Genomic DNA, 18,278 nt, shown 5'->3' on the forward strand with positions numbered 1-18,278 from the left:
TAGAGTATATACTGTTCCCCGCCGCCGTCTGACCGACCAGCGGCAGGTGCGAGCGGAGGTAGCTTCAAGTGACGCGCTGGTGGAGTGAGAACGATGTCCCTCCTCGGTCTCGAGCGAGCGCGACTCGGGTGGTGGTTGCTCGGCGTCGTGCTCGCGACTGCAGTCGTCTTCGTGGTCCACGCGTTCGTCGGCACCTTCGTCTTCGGCCTGTTCCTCTACTACGCGACACGGCCCATCTACCGCCGACTCAGTCGGCGCATCCGCCCGGCGAGCCTCGCCGCGGCAGTCTCGTTGTTCGCGCTCGCGCTGCCGGCGATTCTCTTGGTCCTGTACGCCCTCGCCATCGTGGTCCAGCAGGCCGTCAGATACACCAACAGCGGCCTGCTCGACCTCTCGCAGTACCCCATCGACCAGGAGCTGCTGAACGCCATCACGGACCCGGAGCGACTCCTCGAGGTCGACCCCTCGTCGTATCTCTCCGCCGAAGTCGTCGGCCAGCTCACCCGGTCGCTCTCGTCGGCGGTCGACACCCTCGCGTTCTTCGGCATCGGCGCGGTCCACCTGTTCGTGATGATCGCGCTGGCGTTCTACCTGCTCCGCGACGACCGCCGGCTGACGAACTGGGCGCTCTCGACGTTCGGCGACGAGCGGGGCGTCGTCCTCGCGTACGGGGCCGCCGTCGACCACGACCTCAAGGCCATCTTCTTCGGCAACATCCTCAACGCCGTCCTCACGGGGACCATCGGCGTCATCGCGTACACCCTGCTCAACGTGTTCTCGCCGGCACCGGAAGTGACCGTCCCGGCGGCGGCGCTGGTCGGCCTCCTCGCCGGCGTCGCCAGCATCATCCCCGTGGTGGGGATGAAGCTCGTCTACGTCCCCGTCGCGCTCTACATGGCCGTCGTCACGCTCCTCGTCGACCCACAGCTGCTGTGGTTCGTCGCCGCCTTCGTCGTCATCTCCTTCGTCGTGGTCGACACCATCCCGGACCTCGTCCTCCGCCCGTACGTCTCGGGCCGGAGCCTCCACGTCGGGAGCGTGATGATCGCGTACACGTTCGGCCCGCTCCTGTTCGGGTGGTACGGCATCTTCCTCATGCCGATGCTCCTCGTCCTCGTCTTCCACTTCGCCCGTATCGTCCTGCCGGAACTGGTCCAGGGACGGGACATCCAGCCGTTCGCGCTCGACCCGGCGGTCGACCCGGTGGTCGGACAGTCGTCGCTGCCGGCGGATGCGACGGTGTCGGCGGACGGTGAGGGCGTCGGCAGCGACGTCGACGACGCTACCGACACGGAGGAGCGCGGTGGCGAGAACGGGGACAAGCGAGACGGGTCAGACCGGACTGGCGAGTCCGACGGGTGACGCTTCCGTGACCGGGTAGGTCACTCGCCGAAGGATTCGTCGACGTACTGGGCTTCCCAGTCCTTCCGGGCGCGAATCTCCCGGCGACCACGGCGTGTCAACGTGTAGAAGTTCGTCCGTCTGTCTCGCTGACCTTTCTCGACGAGACCCTTCTCGACCAGGGTGTCGAGATTCGGATAGAGCCGTCCGTGGTGTATCTCCTTCTCGTAGTAGTCCTCGAGTTCCTCCTTGATGGCGAGTCCGTGGGGCTCGTCCAGCCCGGCAATCACGTAGAGGAGGTCACGCTGGAACCCTGTCAGATCGTACATTATTATCTTCGATATTATACTTCGAGTGCGAGACGAATAAGTGTATCGAATTTCTGGTATATCACGGACGATTGACATCGCACGTCCGGCGGTGACGAGGGGTCGAAGCGGACCGACCCACGAGTGACACCCCTGACAGACCAATGTCGGATGGGTGACGGGTGCCGGCACCGGAGGACACTTCACCTGTCGACGCGTCTACACGGACATGGAAGAGACCCTGTTCAAGTCCGAATCGGCACAGTCGCGCGCAGAGATCGCAACCTACCTCCGAACCGTCGCCGACCGCCTCGACGCCGACGGGGAGGTCACGCTCTCGGCGGGGGAGCAGTCACAGACGCTCTCGGTGCCCGCACGGCCCGTCTTCGAGGTCAAAGTCGAACGCGAGACGTCGTCGAGTGGTGCGGCAGAACTGAGCCTCGAACTCGAACTCGAGTGGGACGAAGGCGCGAGCGACACGGACTCGTCGCTCGACGTGTCGTAGCGTCGAAAAGGAAAGCAAGCCACGCGAAAATCGCGTGATGCTTGCCGCCCTGAATTGGTCCCCGCTGACGCTTCGGCCCTCCAAAGCGAAGCGTCACTCCCACGTAGCCACGTCTTTCACTTAAACGTTCCGAACACTGACCGGGATGGGCACGCGTGACAGTGTCGTCGATTCGTGACTGGTCCGCTCGAAGCGTGGAAATCGTGACCGGTTCGGTCACACTCCGGGAGGGCAACTCGAGAGGGGTGTCTCTCTCCGGGTCGTCACATGTGTTCTTCTTCGAGCACCCAGCCGAGCGCGCGTCGGTAGTAGGTGAACATCTCGCGGACGCCCTCGTGTCGCATCTCCTCGGAGTCGAGCTGTTCTGCGAGAAACTCGTACTGCTCTCTGATCTCCGCTTCGGAGCGCATGCACCCCCTTCGGACGCGAGCGTCTTCACCGCTCCGCCGTGCTTTTTTCCGCCCCTCTCCTACGAGGTGGCATGAGAGTCAGAGGCCGACGGGAGTGTCGCGACTGCGGCCACCAGTGGTCGTACTACGAGACGGGCGCGGTCGACTGTCCCGCCTGCGGGAGCCTCCGGAGCGTCGGCGTCGACGACCGGACGCAGCACACCGACACGCCGACGTCGCTCGACCTCTCTCCACACCGGCGCGCCGTCGACGCTGGTGACCTCGCCGACGCCGCTGACGACCTCAAGCGTGACCTCCGGCGCTATCGAACGAAACGGGGGTTCATCCGGGGGGGTGACCTCCTGCCGCTCGACGCCACCTACCTCGCGGCGACCGAACTCCTCCACGTTGTCGACGTGCTGGTCCGCGCCGGTGACCGGACCGACGACGAGGAACTCTACCTGCTCTCGCTCCTGCGTGGCGCGGACGTCGGCGACCGGCCCGACGTCGACACGGTCCCCCGGTCGATGCGGGCGGCACGGGGGCTGGCGCTCGCGGAGGCTGTCGACGAGTACCGCCGAGAGGTGTTGGCGTGGCTCGACGACAACCCGGACCCCGGGGCACGGCAGGTTCTGGGCACCGTCTCGGAGCGCGTCAAGCGGACGCGTGCGCTCGGCGGTGACGTCCCCCTCGAAGAGAGCGAGGCGCTCCTCGTGGCGACGCAGGACGTCTCCCGGGCACTCAGAGACGACGACGAGACGGCACTGGCGACGGCGACCGACCGACTCTCGCGGCTCCGATGACGACGTTCGACGAACACGCGGTGCGGCACCGACTGAAACTCGTCACAGACACGGGGGTGTCGGTGCTGTACGAGAACCGCGACGCCGTCGCGTGTCCGGTCTGTGGTGACCCGTTCGACGAGTTCTACGCGACGCGCGAGGCGCAGTCGTTCCGCCCCTCTCGGCCCGTGGGGTTCTGTGTGGCCCACGCCGACGAGCGACTGCTGCTCTTCACACACGACGCCGACGAGGACTGACCCGGCGCGTCAGGGGAGGGTGACGTCGACGTCCTCGGCCTCGGCGGCGGACTTGACGGTATTCCACAGCAGCATCGCGCGAGTCATCGGACCGACGCCACCCGGGACGGGCGTGATGGCGCTGGCTTTCTCCTTCGCCGACTCGAACTCGACGTCGCCGACCAGTTCGTACCCCTTCTCGGTGTCCGCCTCGACGCGGTTCACCCCGACGTCGACGACGACGGTTCCCTCGGTGAGCATGTCACCCGTGACCAGTTCGGGCACGCCGCAGGCGGCGACGACGATGTCCGCGCGGCGCGTGTGCTCGCCGAGGTCACCCGTCCGGGAGTGACAGACGGTCACGGTGGCGTTCCCGCCCGGCGCTTTCTGGACGAGGAGGTTGGCCATCGGCTTGCCGACGATGTCCGAACGCCCGACGACGACTGCCTCCTTCCCCTCGGGGTCGACCCCCGTGGCTTCGAGCAGCTTCTGGATGCCGTGGGGCGTACACGGCTTGAAGCGTGCGTCGCCGGCGACGAGTCGCCCGACGTTCTCGGGGTGGAAGCCGTCGACGTCTTTCGCGGGGTCGATTCGGCGGAGGACGCCGCGCGAGTCGACGTGGTCGGGGACGGGCATCTGGACGAGGATGCCGTGGACTTCCTCGCGCCCGTTCAACTCGTCGATGAGGTCGTACAGTTCCTCGGCGGGGGTGTCGGGGTCGAGTTCGTAGTCGAACGCCTCGATTCCGACCTCGGCGCAGTCGCGCTGTTTCATCGAGACGTACGTCTCGCTGGCCGGGTCTTCGCTCATCAGCACGGTGGCGAGACCGGGCGTCACGCCCGCATCGGTCAGCGTCTCGATGGCGTCGCCGAGGCCGTCTCTGACCTCGCTCGCGACGGCGTTGCCGTCGATGATGTTGGTCACGTCGGGAGGGGGGAGCGGCCGGGACTTCAACGGTTCGGATTCGAGGGTGACTGATGGGCGAGACAGCGAGGAGACGACACGGCCGCGCACGCTCGGACTCGCCTCATCCGGGGAGGACGAGCGTGAGCAGCGCGACGAACAGTCCCGCGGCGCCCATCCGCAGGCCCGCGACGACCCACCACTGGTCTGACTCCCGGGAGAGGAACGCGCCGAAACCGAACAGGATGGCGACGGCCGTCGCGACGGCGACGAGCGTCGCCTCGGTCATCGTGAGGACGGGGCCCTCGAGGAGGAACGGGACGAGGGGGACCAGCACGCCGAGGACGGGACCCGCGCCGCTGGCGACGGCGTTCACCACCCGCTCGCGCCGCCGTCGGTGGTCGGGCCCCGTCCCCTCCAGGTCGGCGAGCATCGCCGCCTCCAGCTGTTCGAGTTCGGCGCGCTTCTCGGCGCGTTCGATTTCCCAGACACTCCAGACGCCCGACGTCGCCAGCCCCACGGCCGCACCGGCACCGACGCGGACGACGGTCACCCCGTCCGTGACGCCCGAGAGGAACGCCCCGACCACGAGACCGACGCAGGTCAGCGCGCCGTCGAACCCGTTCGAGACGAAGTAGCGCCGCGAGAGGGCCCCGAACTCGACCGCCCGGAGCCGCTCAACGAAGCCACGTGGCATCCGTGGGAGCCCGGTCTCTCTCGGGGACGAACGCGCCACAGGCCACCTCGTCGACGGAGTGCAGCGTCCCGCCGAGCGACTCGATGGACTCCTCGACGCGCTCGAAGTCGACGTTCTCGCCCTCGACGACGAGGACGACGTTCTGGACCTCGCGGTCGGTCTCGACGAGTCGAACGACCGCGGCGTCGGCGCCGTCGAGGTCACTCAACTCCTGGGCGAACGAGACGGTCGGCACCTCGACGGGTTTCAACACGTCGAGGACGAGCCGGCGGATGGATGCCATGTCCCGGCCTACACCCCCGGGTGACAATATCCTGTCGGACCCCCGACCGCTTCGGTCGGGACGCGGTCTCACAGGTGAGACTCAGCCGTCCGGTTCGTATCCCGAGAACTCCCGTGGCTCCGGTCCCTGTCGGACCGGTTCGGGCGCACCCGTCTCCAGGTCGACGACCATCGCCTGCCCGCCGTAGCCGTGGGTCTGGTCGTGGCCGCGGACGACGACGTACCGCACTCCCTCGGGGACCGAGACCGTCTCTGACCGGGTGAACGGGGCCGTGCTGTGGGCGTGCAACAGCGTGCGGCGGCCCAGTTGCTCCCCGTCGAGCGTCTCGACCTGCCACCAGTCAGCGTAGCCGGACTCCCCGTCGTCGTCGTGGTAGAGCGTCACGTCGAACCGGTAGGAGCCACCCGAGCCTTCGAACGCGACATCGACCACGTTCGCCTCGCGCAGGTCGAGGTCGGTGTCCCCGGACGTCGCCGCCTCGGTCGTGGTCCTCGTGTCGGCCGCTGGCGACGACGCGGAGTCGGGACTGGGTGTGGTAGTCCTCGTCGCGTCGGGCGTGGACGTTCGCGCACCCGTCGCGGCTGTCTCGGTGGGCCCCGCCGCGGTGTCGCCTGACTCGCTCTCCGTTCCGCTCGGCGCCCCGCTACAGCCAGCGACGAGGGCGAGGAGGAGTCCCGAGAGCACGCGTCGACGCGACGGTACGGACGACATACCGACCTCGTGTGTCGCCCGCCGAATAAGTCCGCCGGCGGTCGTGCGCGGTAGACGCCCGGCGCCACCGGGGTCTCGCGCCTACTCCCGGTAGAGCGGGTGTGCCGCGCAGAGTTCGGTCACCCGGTCGCTCACCTCGCCGAGGACGCCCTCGTCGTCGGGGTTGTCGACGACGCGGACGATGTGTTCGCCGACCTCTCTGACCTCGCTGTTGCCGAACCCGCGGGTCGTGAGCGCGGCCGTGCCGGCCCGGATACCCGAGGGGTTGAACGGCGAGCGCGTCTCGCCGGGGACGGTGTTCGCGTTGAGCACGATACCGGTCCGTTCGAGCGCCTCCTCCGCAGTCCCGCCAGTGAGGTCGGGGTGGGAGGGGCGGAGGTCGACGAGGACGAGGTGGGTGTCCGTGCCGCCGGAGACGACTTCGAGGCCGTGGTTGGCGAACGTGTCGGCGAGCGTCTCCGCGTTCGAGACGACCTGTTCGGCGTACTCGGTGAACTCGGGTTCGAGCGCCTCCTTGAACCCGACGGCCTTGCCCGCGATGTTGTGCATGAGGGGGCCGCCCTGCGCGCCGGGGAAGACGGCCTTGTCGATTTCGGAGGCGTACTCCTCCTGCGTCATGATGATGCCGCCCCGACCCGCCCGGATGGTCTTGTGGGTCGACCCCGTGACGAAGTCCGCGATTCCGACGGGCGAGGGGTGGACACCGGCGGCGACGAGGCCCGTGATGTGGGCGATGTCGGCGAGGTGGTACGCACCGACGCTGTCGGCGGCAGCCTGGATGCGCTCCCAGTCGACGGCCCGCGGGTAGGCGGAGTACCCCGACACGACGATGTCCGGTTCGAACGCCTCGGCCGTCTCTTCCAGCGACTCGTAGTCGATGTAGCCCGTCTCGGGGTCGACCTGGTACTGTTCGACCTCGAACAGTTGCCCGGCGAAGTTCGCGGGGTGGCCGTGGGAGAGGTGGCCGCCGTGGTTCAGTTCCAGCGACAGGACCTTGTCGCCGGGGTCGAGCATCGCGAGGTAGACGCCCATGTTCGCCTGGGTCCCCGAGTGCGGCTGGACGTTGACGTGTTCGGCGCCCCACAGTTCCTTCGCGCGTTCGATGGCCAGTTCCTCTACCTCGTCGGCGTGTTCACAGCCCGCGTAGTAGCGCGACCCGGGGTACCCCTCGGCGTACTTGTTCGTGAGCGCCGACCCCTGCGCCTCGAGGACGGCCTTCGAGGCGTGGTTCTCGCTCGCGATCATCGCGAGCGTCCGCTCCTGTCGCTCCTCCTCGCCAGCCAGGGCGTCGGCCACCGCGGGGTCGACCGCCCGGACGTGTTCGTCGTTCATATCTGACTTCCCGGGTGAGTCGGACATAAGCCTGTTCACTCCGTCGCAGTGGTCGCCTCGGGTCCGTCCCGTGTCTCATCGACGGCGGTCGAACGTGCTAAATTCAACCACTCAGCCGGCTCATCTCACGACGCTTCCACCACAAATTACCGCCAAAAGTTCGGTAAACAAAAGGTAATTACTCACTTTCACGACAGATATATACGTGAGCGAATCCTGTCGAATCTGAATGCTCCGTGCGGAGGCCACGGACGACGGTGTCGCTGCCGTCGGCCGGTTGCGCCCGTCCGTCACCGTCCGCGCGGCGGACTGGCGGGTGGGCGACGGCCCACCACCGGGGGACGACCCCCCGTCGATTCGTGAATCGGTCGCCGACAGCGTCGTCGGGAGAGCGACGGCGCTGGAACTCCCGCCCGGACGGGTGACCGTCACCCGTCGCGACACCGGTCGGTCCAGGGAGGTTGCGGGCGACGACTCGCTCCCCCCCGGCGCGTACGAGGTTCGAGTCGACTCGGTCGTCGAGGCCTGGGTCTCGTTCAGGTCTGCCGCTCGCGTGTCGAAGTCGCCGGAGGCAGCGAGGCTCTCGTTTCCCGCGGCGACGCCCGTTCGCGTCGGCTTCACCGAACGGGACGACCGCCCACCGGGAACCATCACCGTCCCTCGGACGCCCGAGGGCGCCGCGAAGGCCGTGTCGACGCTGTCGGCGGCGACGCTGACGACGACGGCCGCCCGTTCGCACTCGCGGATGCGTCGCCACCCACCACTCGTCGAGTTCGCCGAGGAGACGCACATCCCGGCGGAGTTCGCGCGGCGCCGGGGACAGAGCGACGTCAGCATCACCGTTCCCCCGTCGCTGCGCTACGTCTTCACCGCGTCGTCGCTCGCACACTACCTCGACGCGACGGTCGAGGTGGAAGCGGACGCGACGCCCACGCTGCGTACCGCCGCCGTGGAGCGTCGGCTGGACACGATGCCAGGGTTCCAGTACGAGACGGCGGAACTGCTCCGACGCGTCTTCCTCCTCGACTGTCTCGTCCGTGAGGCGGTGCCGGGGAACGACCGTCTGGCCGAACACCACCTGCTCGAACGGCTCCCGCTGGACCCCGACGACGTCGCGACGGCACTCATCGGCGAGCGCGTCGAGACGTATCTGGACGTTCCGTTCGACCTCATCTCGCCGGACCTCCCCGAGTGGCACCTGTCGATGTACATCGAGCCGTCGTACGACCACGTCCAGACGCTCCCGCACGTCGTCTCGAACCTCCCGCACGTCTTCACGCCGGAGTCTCAGCCCCTGGAGGGGAACGAACGGCTGCGCCGCTCGCTCGACGACTTCTACCGGACGGCCACGGACGAGTCGGCCCGAATCGAGCCGGTCAAACCGATTCTGGGACCGGGACGAGCACACGGGTGGCTCGCGGACGGCATCCCCATCGACGTGTTCAAGACGCTGCCGGAGGCGTACGAACACCGCTCGGCCGAGAAGCCGAGCGCGCAGTCGACGTCGGTCGTCGCCGTGCTCAACGACGCGGAGATGTCCTCGGAACACGACGACGCGGCGGACATCTACCGCCGCGGGACGGCCGACCTCGACATCGAGGTCTCCGTCCGTGAACAGCTCAGTCGGGCCGAACTCGCGACGGTGTTCGAGTCCGACCACGACTTCGTTCACTTCGTCGGTCACTGCGAGGAGAACGGCCTCCAGTGTCGTGACGGGGCCCTCTCGACGGCGACGCTCGAACGGTCCGGCGCGGAGACGTTCTTCCTCAACGCTTGCGGCTCCTACTACGAGGGCATCAACCTCGTGCAGAAGGGGAGCGTCTCCGGTGCGGTTACGTTCGAGAATGTACTCGACGGCCACGCGGCCCGGGTCGGGACGACGTTCGTCCGACTCCTGGTCAACGGGTTCAGCATCGAGCGTGCGCTCAATCTGGCCCGCCGCCGCATCATCATGGGGCACGACTACACCGTCGTCGGGGACGGCACGCACAAGCTCAGCGGGGCACCCGAGACAGTCCCGCTGGCGGCGACCATCGCCCCTGTCGACGAGGGCGAGTCGTACCGGGTGACGTTCGACGCGTCCTCACCTCGGGTCACCGGCGACGTCTTCCGCCTGCCAGAACCACTCGACGGACAGCCTCGACTGTTCGGTGCGGAGTCGGAGGTGACGCTCTCCGCGGCCGACACGGAGCGGTTCGTCCGGCAGGTAGACCTCCCCGTCATCTTCGACGGAGACATCCAGTGGTCGACGGACCTCGTCGGTCAGATATCGGGTTAAAAATTGCCCTGATATTTAATGGTATGATTTCTGAAACAGCAAAATTGTATTTAGCACTCAGGGGCATTGAAATACCCGTACGCCGCCGTACCGTGATACTCTGTATGCGGTAAGATTAAATAGGTCCAGAACGATATTTCTAATATGGTTATTGCCTCAAATTTAATCGCGGAGGGGATTGAGGATATCCTGGGTGAGGTACTCTCGGAGGGAGAGTCCGAACTACTCGTAGTCAACCCGACGGCGGACGTCCTCGAGTCGCTCGTCTCCGTCGCGACACAGTCCGACGACGAACTCCCGACGGTCCGGGTCATCGCCGACGAGTCCCTGTTGAAGGACGTCGTCGACGACTTCATCGTGGCGAGCAACGCCGCCGACCTGGTCGAGGAGGGAACCCTCTCGCTCACGACCGGAGACGCGGACGGTCAGACGTCGCTCATCGTCACGGAACGCGCCGTGCTGTCGCTGGTGACAACCGGTGAGCGCGTCGCGGCACTGGTGACCGACGACGAGGAGTTCGTCACCTCGGCGTACGACACGTACACCACGGCCTGGGAGGAGGCGCCGGAGTTCAAGCTCCGGACGCCCTCCATCTCCGTCGTCCGAGAGTCGCTCGAGACTGAACTCTCCGAGGGCGTCCGGACGGACTTCGACACCGTGCTCTCGTCGCTGCAGACCGCACGCGGTGACGGCCAGGGCCTCGACGAGGTGACCATCAGTCTCCTCGTCGCCGCGAAGAACGACATCCTCCTCTACGACATCTCGAAGTGGGGCGAGGACGTCGGAATCGCGTCGAAGGCGACGTTCTCGCGCACGAAGACGAAGCTCGAGGACCTCGGCCTCGTCGACACCGAGAAAGTGCCCATCGACGTCGGTCGTCCGCGACTCCGGCTGAAACTCGGCGACGACCGGCTCCGGCAGGCGGACGCCGACCAGCTCGCCGGCGTCGCCCAGAGCCTCCTGACGTAGACGGAACCCCCGCGCTTTTCCCCCCCTCCCCCGACGTTCGCGTATGAACGTCGGACTCGTCGGTTCGGGACCCGCCGCCGAGGCGGCCCGGGCCGCCCTCTCGGACGTCGACGCGACTGTGACGACCGACCCCGAGGCACTGTCCGAGACGGACCTCGGCGTCGTCGTCGCTCCCACCGGCGCCGAACAGTTCACACAGGCCGACGACGTGTGCGATCGGCTCGTCGCCTGCGAAATCGGCGGCGTCGGCGGCCACCCGCTCGGAGGCGTCGACGCGGCCGTGTCAGTGTACACGTCGGAGTCGGCTCGGTTCGCGGACCTCTCGCTCCGCGTCGCTTCGACCGTCGACGAGACGGCGTCTCGTCCGTCCGGCGACCGAAGCGCCGTTCGGTTCGCGGGGGCCGTCGCGGGACGGCGTGCAGTTCGGCTCCTCGCCGGCGACCCGCTCGGTGGGACCGTCGTCGAGGTGCCGGGGGAGGAGCGACAGTTCTTCCCGGTTCCCGACGGTCGACGCGACCGGACCCTCGACCGCTCGTGGCGGTCTGTCCCCCTCAACGACGCGCTCGCCCGTGCGGAGCAGGCCCTGGACGCCCGGGTCGGCCTGCTCACGCAGGTCGGTGAACGCGAGTCGTTCCCCATCCCGTACTACCTGGCCCGAACCGCCGATACGACGAGGTACAGCGACGCCCGCGCGGCGGCGTTCGCCGCCGGCGCCGACCCCGACTGGGACCGGGCGTTCGTGAAGGCACTCGGCGAGGGCCTCGAACGGTACTGTGCTGGCGTCTACCGACAGTCCGAGTTCGTCGTCGCGCCGGAGACGAACCGGGCACGACCCGTCTCCCCCGCGCGGTTCGCCCGTCCGGACGGGTACCGACAGGTCGACCGCGAGGAACCGATCCCCTGGGTCGAGGGCGAACACCTCGTGACGGGCGAGGAGGTCTCCCTGCCGGCGGAGTTCGTCCACTACCCACCCCCGGAAGAACGACACAAACCGGCCATCACGACGGGGCTGGGCCTCGGCAACTCGGGCGTCGAGGCGCTGCTCTCGGGTCTGTACGAGGTCGTCGAACGCGACGCGACGATGCTCGCGTGGTACTCGACGTTCGAACCGCTCGGACTCGCCGTCGACGACGACCGGTTCGAGACGCTCGTCAAGCGCGCACGGGCCGAGGAGTTGACCGTGACGCCGTTACTGGTGACGCAGGACGTCGACGTCCCCGTAGTCGGTGTCGCGGTCCATCGCGACCCCGAACGGTCGTCCGACGACGCCTGGCCCCGTTTCGCGATGGGGTCGGGGGCCAGCCTCGACCCGGTCGACGCCGCGCGGAGCGCCCTCGCCGAGGCGCTCCAGAACTGGATGGAGTTGCGGGCGATGGGACCCGAGCAGGCCGCGGAGGAGAAGGCCGCCATCGGCAACTACGCCGCGTTCCCCCCGCACGCACAGCGATTCGTCGACGTCGACGTCACCGTCCCCGCGGCGTCAGTCGGTCCCGAACCGCTGCCCGACGGCGAGACAGAACTGGCCGCAGTCGTCGACCGTGTGACCGAGGCCGGCCTCGACGCCTACGCCGCGCGGACGACTACGCGCGACGTCGCGGGTCTGGGCTTCGAGGCCGTTCGCGTCCTGATTCCGGAGGCACAGCCGCTCTTCACGGGCGAGCCGTTCTTCGCCGAACGGGCCGAGTCGGTGCCGAGGGAGCTGGGGTTCGACCCGCGTCTCGAGAGGGAGTACCACCCCTACCCGTGACGACGGAGGCGGACAGGCGGCACCCGCTCGTCTCCGGTCGTCGGGAGGCGGTGTGCCGCACTGCCGCGTGACGCCCCCCGGTCGCTCTCACCGCACACCCCGCCTGGCCGCGTCATCGTACATATAGTGACCGACGGGGTCCCGAACTGGAGACGGGGGACACGGCCGTTCTGGCGGTCCGACTAGACCCCGATCGTCGCCCGGAGCATGTCGCGCGTCCCCGGGCCGAGGCCCACCGCGAGGACGGCGACGAGCAGCAGCATCGTGTACCGGGGCGACTCCTCGAAGACACCGTCTTCGAACACCCAGACGACGAACGTCGCGGCGACCAGTTTCACGAGGAGGAACGGCCACGCGTCGCCCGTCACGGCCAGCACCGAGGGAGGGAGCGTCGCCGCGGTGAAGTCGACGACGAACTGGTTGACGGGATGTTTGGGCACGAGGTTCGGTCCGGCCCCGAGTGCGGTCATCCAGTCGAGACCGATGACGTTGGCGACGCCGTCGACTGCGTGGCCCCAGATGATGACGAGGCCGATGAGTCCCGTGCCGGCGTTGACCTGAGGCGCGAACCGCTCGACGAGCGCCCAGGTGACGAGCGCGGCGACTGTCGCCCCGACGAGCATGGTGACGATGACCTGCGGGTAGAACGTCACGCTGTTCCTGCCCGTCGCAGCCAGGAACCCGAGGTAGCCGAGGGTGGCGACGAGGACGACGAGTCCCACGCCGAAGAGCGGGTCCTGATAGTCGTCGACCGAACCACGTCGTTCGAGGACGACAGCGAGGACGACGGCGGCGAGCGTCACGAAGAAGACGGTGAAGTAGATGACGGGGCTGATGAAGAGCGTGTTCAGCGGGTAGGAAAGGAGCGCGTCCGCGGTGCCGGGCGTGTCGTTGGCGTCCTCGACGACGCGGAGGGCACCGCCGAAGAAGACGAACGGGATGAGCGCGTAGAAGAACCGCCGCTCGCGCCCGATATCGAGGCGGCGCATGAGAAACACGACGCCCGCGAGCGCGATGAGCAGGACGATCATGTAGCCGACTTCGGAGACGAGCGTGTAGCCGGGGTACGCGACCACACCGGTCGCGGTCTCGCACGCGGAGGCGCTCCCGAGGTACTCCGTCCCGGCCGCGGTCCGAACCGCACAGAACGCCGACTGCGCGTCGGCTTCGACCGGCCCCCAGAAGTACTGCCAGACGAATCTGTCGTAGACGGCACGGGGGAACGCCACCGAACCGCCGACGAGCGCGACGGTGAGGACCGCTACCAGCACGCCCCACAGTCGTTCAGGGTCGAGTCCGACGCGGTCTGCGACCGTTGCCATGTGATGGAGTCCGGCACCCGCCGATTAATACCCTTCTGGTCTCGTGCGCTTGGGCTGCATCTGGGTCGGTAGACACCCCTGGAACCGGTATCTTCAACCATGCTGGACAGTTATGTTACAGATTTAATATATCATCCGACGTTCAATGGACGCATGCACAGACGGACGTTCGTCGGGGTGACAGCAGTCGGAATCGCCGGGTTCGCCGGTTGCACCGGGGGTCGCTCGAACACAGGCGAAGCGCGGGCGGCGACACCGGTTCCGACAGGCATACCCGGACCGACGGCGACACCCGACTCACAGCGCGGTGCCGGCGGGCAGCGTGAGACAGACAGCGGAGCCGACGAGCCGCCAGAACAGGAGTTCGCGTCGGCGCAGTCGTTGCCGGACCTCACCGCAGAGATGGTGTCGGTGTCCGGCGTCGGCAACGCGAGCGAGGCGGGGTACGTCACCACCAAAGGCGGACCGGTGCTGTTCCGGGTCTCGGCGAACGGCGAGGGGATGCTCGCCGCCACGTTCTCCCTGAGTGTAGTCGGTGACGGGGGGATCGGGCAGACGACGCCAATCGTCGCCGAGTCGTTCGTCGAGGAACTCGACGTGGTGCAGGGGCGGGTCGTTCGCTGGCTGCCCCCCGACGAGTACAAACTCAGTGTCAGGGCTGGCGGCGCGCGAGGGGACCTCGAGTGGGAAGTCACCATCGAACAACCCGGCCTTGCCCAGACAGGAACGGCTGCCCCTCTCACCTACGAAGGGGAACACGTCGATGTCGTGGGGCCGCTCTCGCTCTCCGGTGCGACCCGGGCGACGCTCGAGACGTTCGGGACGCGGTACGCACAGAGCGGCTCCGCCCTCGATTCGAATCATATCGTTCGGTTCGTCGACCAGCGTCGGGGGACGCCGCTCATCGTGATCAACGAACTCGATGCCGGGCCACAGACGTACACGAACGTGTTCGACGGGTCGCGGTTCGACGTGGGATACCTGGTGGTCACCGGGTCGCGGCTGCCGTGGCGACTGACCGTCGAACCGGTCTGATCGGCCAGACGTTCTCGCGGTCCTGTCAGACGATGGATATCGTTATTTCAGCTGGTGTCGTTACGATGTCATGCACAGACGGCGGTTCCTCGGAGCGACGGCGGTCGGGTTCGGCGCGGTGGCCGGCTGTACCGGAAACGGTGGGGGTGACGGAGGCGACACAGAGAGCGGACAGACGGGGGTCACCTCGGAGCCCGACCCCACGTCGACACCCACGACGGTTCCCGAACAGGAGTTCGCCGACGCGGCCGGAACTCTATCGGGCGACCCCGTCAGCTCGTCGGGGACGGGCAAAGGACTCTCGAACCGGTTCACCGCGCTCGGTGGCCCCGTCCTCGTCACCCTGTCGTTCGACTATACCGGGATGACGAACTCGAACTTCGTCGTCCGGGCTGTCGACGCCACGGGCGAGGAGGTGTTCCCTCCTGTCCTCGCCGTCAACGAGGTGTTCCAGGAGACGCGCGTCGAGGACGATCCCGGAACCTACCGTCTACGGTTCGTGACACGTTTCGAACCGGGTGACTACTTCCTCGACGTGACTCACGCCGGGGGTCCGTACGGCGACGGTGACTGGGAGGCCGTCGTCGAACAGCCTGGCGTCTCAACGAGCGGCGCGTCCGTCCCGCTCGCCGTCGAGGGGTTCGACGGCGACGTCGTCGGACCAGTGCGATTCGACGGACCCGTCCGGGTGACCGTCGAGGCCTCGGCCCCGCAGCTCGGCGCGACGGGCGACCCGGCGGTGTACAACTACCGGGTCGTTCCCACCGACGCGACAGGCGAGGCAGGGCCGCGCCTGCTCAACAGCGTCGAAACCGCCCCGCTGACGCAGTCGGCGGTGCACTTCCCCGAAAGTGAGGTGGGCTACTTCAACGTCCACTCGTGGGGGCCGTGGACGGCGACGGTCGAGATGGTGTAGTTCAGACCGGCAACGCGGGGTCGTCGTGTTCGGTCCCTAGGACGACCATCGTGTACGACCGCCCGAACCCCTCGACTCCGGCGACGTTGTCGAACAGCAGTTCCCTGAGGCCGTCGGTGTCCTCGGCGTACACCCGGATGAGCACGTCCCAGTCGCCCGTGGTGAGGTGAACCTCCTGGACGCCCTCGACCTGCTTGAGGTGGTCGACGAACCCTTCGACGGCGTCGTCCCGGCTCTGTTCGATGCGGAGACCGACGAACGCCGACGCGCTGTAGCCGACCGCCTGTGGGTTCACCTTCGCGTGGTACCCCTCGATGACGCCCGCCTCCTTCAGCCGGGAGACCCGGTCGTGGACGGTCGCGGACGACATATCGATCTGCCGGGCGATTTCGCTGAACGGCGTCCGTGCATCCTCCTGCAGTGCGCGGAGAATGGCCCGGTCGGTGTCGTCGAGGTCGATGTCGACGTCAGTCACGGGCCACCGCCTCCGTCTCCGCAGCGACCTCGAGCAGTTCGTCGTGAATCTCGCCGTTCGACGCGACCAGCCCGTGAGAGTCGTGACGCCAGGGGTCGCCGTGGACGTCCGTGACGGTCCCGCCGGCGAGCCGGATCAGGTGCACGCCGGCCACCGTGTCCCACGGGTTCGCGTAGACGTTCGTGACGACGCCGTCGACGGCCCCGGCCGCGAGCATCGCCAGCGTCACCTGGGCGCTCCCCACCCGTCGAAGGTCGCCGAACCGTTCGACGATTTCGCGGCAGGCGACGGCGTACTCGTCGCGCCGGTCGCGGCCCCACCACATCGTCGGGACTACCGAACACGCCTCGGGGTCCGTCCGGGCGCTGACCGCGAGAGAGTCGCCGTTCCGCGTCGCCGTCTCGTCGTCGCCGACGTAGACGTCGCCGAGTTCCGGTGCCGCGATGGCTGCGGCCACCGGGTCACCGTCGCAGACTGCCGCGACGGCGGTACACCACACCTGGAACCCTCTGACGAAGTTGTTCGTGCCGTCGATCGGGTCGATGACCCACGTCGGCCCCTCGTCGGGGACCGACTTGAGTTCGTCCTCCTCCTCGCCGACGATGGCGTTCGCCGCGTACGTCGAGTGGATACAGTCGATGACTCGCGCCTGTGCGTCCCGGTCGGCCTGCGTGACCACGTCGGTCTTCTCGCCCTTCGTCTCGACGGGGATGCCCCGTCGGAACCCGCCGGCGGCGACGGCAGCGCCGACGCGAGCGGCCTGTTCGGCGACGTGCGCACGCGCCGCCGCGTCGGAGTCCGACTCCGTGTCCGTGTCCATACGGTCGTGCCTCACCCCACCCAGGTATAGGCGTCGGCTTTTTTGTTCCCCGGAGGAGAGGTCCTGGACGTGTCAGATTCGGGCGGGGACGGCAGCGGAGACGGGCGCGACGTCGACGACGTCACCGCCATCGTCGACACCGTCGAGACGGTCACCCGGAACAAGGTCCCGGCGGGGTTCGTCCGCGAACGACTGCTCTACGGCTGCCGACGGGTGGAGCGACTCGCCGACGACGAACCGCTCGTCGCGGCGGAGTACCTCGAGGCGATGGAGCGACTCGTCGAGGCGACCTGAGGCGCGTCGCTCCCGCAGGTCGGCGAGTAGAGGAACCACCGAGTGAGGAAACGGCAGTAGACGACGTGGACGACGCTGTCGCTCGTCTCGTACTGCAGGAAACGAAAAGCCGCAATTTGGACCCGGCCGGGAGACGTTGTCCACGGTCCGTACGGCCCGTTCGACTTGCCCCGGATTCCGGATATCCGGGTACGTCGATTTCCCGAACCCCGCTTTCGCGTCGTCCGGTAGTTGGCCTTCTCGCCGTCCCTTTCGAACGTCTTCGGCCCGGTTCGGTTGGTGTTTTCCCCGGGCCTCACGACCTTTCTCGACCCCGGAGGGCCGACTTCGCGGGACCCGCTCTCGCGTGACCCCGGTACTCGGTCTTCCGCCGTTCTGCGCTCGGATTCGGCCCGGTTCGGTTGGTGTTTTCCCCGGACCTCACGACCTTTCTCGACCCCGGAGGGCCGACTTCACGGGTCCCGCTCTCGCGTGACCCCGGTACTTGGTCTTCTCCCGTTCCGTGAGCGGTTTCGGAGCGCTTCGGTCTGCGTGTTGTCCACGCTCCTTACGGCCCGTTCGGCTGCCGCCGACTTCCCGGACCCCGCTCGCGCGTGGCCCGGTACTTGGCCTTGTCCCGCTGTCGGAGACGGATTCGGGTCGGTTCGGTTGGGTGTTTTCCCCGACCCTCTCGGCCAGTTCGACTGCCGTCGAGTTCACGGACCTCGTTCTCACGTGGCCCGCTACTTGGCCTTCCGCCGCTCGCTGAACGGATGCGGACTGGTTGTGTGTTCCCCAGTCCTTACGGCCAGTTCGACTGCCGTCGAGTTCGCTCGGCCCGCTTTCGCGTTCCTCGCTACTTGGCCTTCTCACCGTTCGTGGGACGGTGCTGGACCCCTTCGGTTCTCCGTCGGTGCGTTGACCTCGACTCCCTGTTACGGGACGCTCGGTTGTTG

20 protein-coding genes are annotated in these 18,278 nt (G+C 67.6%); 10 read left to right on the forward strand and 10 right to left on the reverse strand.

From position 1 onward, the window contains the following. Nucleotides 1–93: 93 nt before the first annotated feature. Nucleotides 94–1,362, forward strand: coding sequence for an AI-2E family transporter (locus tag ACESK5_RS02150; protein WP_372909903.1), 1,269 nt, complete (start codon nt 94–96; stop codon nt 1,360–1,362). Nucleotides 1,363–1,382: 20 nt separating this feature from the next. Here the strand turns inward: ACESK5_RS02150 and ACESK5_RS02155 are convergent, their stop codons facing one another. After that, nucleotides 1,383–1,670, reverse strand: coding sequence for a helix-turn-helix transcriptional regulator (locus tag ACESK5_RS02155; protein ID WP_372909904.1), 288 nt, complete (start codon nt 1,668–1,670; stop codon nt 1,383–1,385). Nucleotides 1,671–1,878: 208 nt separating this feature from the next. Between ACESK5_RS02155 and ACESK5_RS02160 the strand changes: the two genes are divergently transcribed. Next, nucleotides 1,879–2,154 (forward strand): amphi-Trp domain-containing protein, encoded by a 276-nt coding sequence (locus ACESK5_RS02160; RefSeq protein ID WP_372909905.1) that lies wholly within the window; start codon nt 1,879–1,881, stop codon nt 2,152–2,154. A gap of 263 nt (nt 2,155–2,417) precedes the next feature. Here the strand turns inward: ACESK5_RS02160 and ACESK5_RS02165 are convergent, their stop codons facing one another. After that, nucleotides 2,418–2,564, reverse strand: a complete 147-nt coding sequence (locus tag ACESK5_RS02165; protein WP_372909906.1) for a hypothetical protein — start codon at nt 2,562–2,564, stop codon at nt 2,418–2,420. Between the two features lie 71 nt (nt 2,565–2,635). On the opposite strand from ACESK5_RS02165, the gene ACESK5_RS02170 reads away from it, so the two are divergent. Together ACESK5_RS02170 and ACESK5_RS02175 are read left to right on the forward strand one after the other, a co-directional pair. Further along, nucleotides 2,636–3,346 carry a hypothetical protein gene (locus ACESK5_RS02170; RefSeq protein WP_372909907.1) on the forward strand — a complete coding sequence of 237 codons (711 nt, stop codon included), beginning with the start codon at nt 2,636–2,638 and terminating at the stop codon, nt 3,344–3,346. Then, the gene (locus tag ACESK5_RS02175; protein WP_372909908.1) at nt 3,343–3,582 is read left to right on the forward strand and encodes a flagella cluster protein; all 240 of its coding nucleotides are present in this window, start codon (nt 3,343–3,345) and stop codon (nt 3,580–3,582) included. The genes ACESK5_RS02170 and ACESK5_RS02175 overlap by 4 nt, the downstream gene beginning before the upstream one ends. Nucleotides 3,583–3,591: 9 nt before the next feature. Here the strand turns inward: ACESK5_RS02175 and folD are convergent, their stop codons facing one another. From folD to glyA, 5 genes are all read right to left on the reverse strand, one after another. Continuing rightward, nucleotides 3,592–4,485 (reverse strand): bifunctional methylenetetrahydrofolate dehydrogenase/methenyltetrahydrofolate cyclohydrolase FolD, encoded by an 894-nt coding sequence (gene folD / locus ACESK5_RS02180; RefSeq protein ID WP_372909909.1) that lies wholly within the window; start codon nt 4,483–4,485, stop codon nt 3,592–3,594. 103 nt (nt 4,486–4,588) lie between these two features. Continuing rightward, entirely contained in the window at nt 4,589–5,161 is a 573-nt protein-coding gene (locus ACESK5_RS02185) for a VIT1/CCC1 transporter family protein (protein ID WP_372909910.1), read from the reverse strand. Beyond that, nucleotides 5,142–5,444: a DUF211 domain-containing protein gene (locus ACESK5_RS02190; protein ID WP_372909911.1), complete on the reverse strand. Its 303-nt coding sequence runs from the start codon at nt 5,442–5,444 to the stop codon at nt 5,142–5,144. Before ACESK5_RS02190 ends, ACESK5_RS02185 begins: the two co-directional genes overlap by 20 nt. A gap of 81 nt (nt 5,445–5,525) precedes the next feature. Continuing rightward, nucleotides 5,526–6,155, reverse strand: coding sequence for a hypothetical protein (locus tag ACESK5_RS02195; protein WP_372909912.1), 630 nt, complete (start codon nt 6,153–6,155; stop codon nt 5,526–5,528). Between the two features lie 81 nt (nt 6,156–6,236). Further along, entirely contained in the window at nt 6,237–7,487 is a 1,251-nt protein-coding gene (gene glyA, locus ACESK5_RS02200) for a serine hydroxymethyltransferase (protein ID WP_372909913.1), read from the reverse strand. A gap of 229 nt (nt 7,488–7,716) precedes the next feature. On the opposite strand from glyA, the gene ACESK5_RS02205 reads away from it, so the two are divergent. The 3 genes from ACESK5_RS02205 (at nt 7,717) to ACESK5_RS02215 (ending at nt 12,481) form a co-directional block, all read left to right on the forward strand. Then, nucleotides 7,717–9,765: a hypothetical protein gene (locus ACESK5_RS02205; RefSeq protein ID WP_372909914.1), complete on the forward strand. Its 2,049-nt coding sequence runs from the start codon at nt 7,717–7,719 to the stop codon at nt 9,763–9,765. A 144-nt stretch (nt 9,766–9,909) separates the two neighbouring features. Continuing rightward, on the forward strand, nt 9,910–10,734 hold the full coding sequence (gene tbsP / locus ACESK5_RS02210; protein WP_372909915.1) for a transcriptional regulator TbsP: 825 nt from the start codon (nt 9,910–9,912) through the stop codon (nt 10,732–10,734). A 43-nt stretch (nt 10,735–10,777) separates the two neighbouring features. Beyond that, complete coding sequence (locus ACESK5_RS02215; RefSeq protein WP_372909916.1) at nt 10,778–12,481, forward strand: YcaO-like family protein; 1,704 nt, start codon at nt 10,778–10,780, stop codon at nt 12,479–12,481. A gap of 182 nt (nt 12,482–12,663) precedes the next feature. Here the strand turns inward: ACESK5_RS02215 and ACESK5_RS02220 are convergent, their stop codons facing one another. Next, nucleotides 12,664–13,803 carry a DUF63 family protein gene (locus ACESK5_RS02220; RefSeq protein ID WP_372909917.1) on the reverse strand — a complete coding sequence of 380 codons (1,140 nt, stop codon included), beginning with the start codon at nt 13,801–13,803 and terminating at the stop codon, nt 12,664–12,666. A 153-nt stretch (nt 13,804–13,956) separates the two neighbouring features. On the opposite strand from ACESK5_RS02220, the gene ACESK5_RS02225 reads away from it, so the two are divergent. After that, a complete protein-coding gene (locus ACESK5_RS02225; protein WP_372909918.1) occupies nt 13,957–14,838 on the forward strand; it encodes a hypothetical protein in 882 nt (293 codons plus the stop codon). A gap of 70 nt (nt 14,839–14,908) precedes the next feature. Further along, on the forward strand, nt 14,909–15,754 hold the full coding sequence (locus tag ACESK5_RS02230) for a hypothetical protein (protein ID WP_372909919.1): 846 nt from the start codon (nt 14,909–14,911) through the stop codon (nt 15,752–15,754). Between the two features lies 1 nt (nt 15,755). On the opposite strand, the gene ACESK5_RS02235 is transcribed toward ACESK5_RS02230, so the two are convergent. Beyond that, entirely contained in the window at nt 15,756–16,214 is a 459-nt protein-coding gene (locus tag ACESK5_RS02235) for an Lrp/AsnC family transcriptional regulator (protein WP_372909944.1), read from the reverse strand. Between the two features lie 7 nt (nt 16,215–16,221). After that, nucleotides 16,222–17,049 (reverse strand): inositol monophosphatase, encoded by an 828-nt coding sequence (locus ACESK5_RS02240; RefSeq protein WP_372909920.1) that lies wholly within the window; start codon nt 17,047–17,049, stop codon nt 16,222–16,224. Between the two features lie 69 nt (nt 17,050–17,118). Between ACESK5_RS02240 and ACESK5_RS02245 the strand changes: the two genes are divergently transcribed. Beyond that, nucleotides 17,119–17,343 (forward strand): hypothetical protein, encoded by a 225-nt coding sequence (locus ACESK5_RS02245; RefSeq protein ID WP_372909921.1) that lies wholly within the window; start codon nt 17,119–17,121, stop codon nt 17,341–17,343. The last annotated feature ends 935 nt before the right edge of the window (nt 17,344–18,278 follow it).

The organism is Salinigranum sp. (genome assembly GCF_041641895.1).
In the GTDB taxonomy this organism is placed as follows: domain Archaea; phylum Halobacteriota; class Halobacteria; order Halobacteriales; family Haloferacaceae; genus Salinigranum.

Excerpts from the sequence above, each read along its gene's own strand:
- ACESK5_RS02150 (WP_372909903.1), top strand. The coding sequence starts at position 94 with ATGTCCCTCCTCGGTCTCGAGCGAGCGCGACTCGGGTGGTGGTTGCTC.
- ACESK5_RS02155 (WP_372909904.1), bottom strand. The coding sequence starts at position 1,670 with ATGTACGATCTGACAGGGTTCCAGCGTGACCTCCTCTACGTGATTGCC.
- ACESK5_RS02160 (WP_372909905.1), top strand. The coding sequence starts at position 1,879 with ATGGAAGAGACCCTGTTCAAGTCCGAATCGGCACAGTCGCGCGCAGAG.
- ACESK5_RS02165 (WP_372909906.1), bottom strand. The coding sequence starts at position 2,564 with ATGCGCTCCGAAGCGGAGATCAGAGAGCAGTACGAGTTTCTCGCAGAA.
- ACESK5_RS02170 (WP_372909907.1), top strand. The coding sequence starts at position 2,636 with ATGAGAGTCAGAGGCCGACGGGAGTGTCGCGACTGCGGCCACCAGTGG.
- ACESK5_RS02175 (WP_372909908.1), top strand. The coding sequence starts at position 3,343 with ATGACGACGTTCGACGAACACGCGGTGCGGCACCGACTGAAACTCGTC.
- ACESK5_RS02185 (WP_372909910.1), bottom strand. The coding sequence starts at position 5,161 with ATGCCACGTGGCTTCGTTGAGCGGCTCCGGGCGGTCGAGTTCGGGGCC.
- ACESK5_RS02190 (WP_372909911.1), bottom strand. The coding sequence starts at position 5,444 with ATGGCATCCATCCGCCGGCTCGTCCTCGACGTGTTGAAACCCGTCGAG.
- ACESK5_RS02195 (WP_372909912.1), bottom strand. The coding sequence starts at position 6,155 with ATGTCGTCCGTACCGTCGCGTCGACGCGTGCTCTCGGGACTCCTCCTC.
- glyA (WP_372909913.1), bottom strand. The coding sequence starts at position 7,487 with ATGAACGACGAACACGTCCGGGCGGTCGACCCCGCGGTGGCCGACGCC.
- ACESK5_RS02205 (WP_372909914.1), top strand. The coding sequence starts at position 7,717 with ATGCTCCGTGCGGAGGCCACGGACGACGGTGTCGCTGCCGTCGGCCGG.
- tbsP (WP_372909915.1), top strand. The coding sequence starts at position 9,910 with ATGGTTATTGCCTCAAATTTAATCGCGGAGGGGATTGAGGATATCCTG.
- ACESK5_RS02215 (WP_372909916.1), top strand. The coding sequence starts at position 10,778 with ATGAACGTCGGACTCGTCGGTTCGGGACCCGCCGCCGAGGCGGCCCGG.
- ACESK5_RS02220 (WP_372909917.1), bottom strand. The coding sequence starts at position 13,803 with ATGGCAACGGTCGCAGACCGCGTCGGACTCGACCCTGAACGACTGTGG.
- ACESK5_RS02225 (WP_372909918.1), top strand. The coding sequence starts at position 13,957 with ATGCACAGACGGACGTTCGTCGGGGTGACAGCAGTCGGAATCGCCGGG.
- ACESK5_RS02230 (WP_372909919.1), top strand. The coding sequence starts at position 14,909 with ATGCACAGACGGCGGTTCCTCGGAGCGACGGCGGTCGGGTTCGGCGCG.
- ACESK5_RS02240 (WP_372909920.1), bottom strand. The coding sequence starts at position 17,049 with ATGGACACGGACACGGAGTCGGACTCCGACGCGGCGGCGCGTGCGCAC.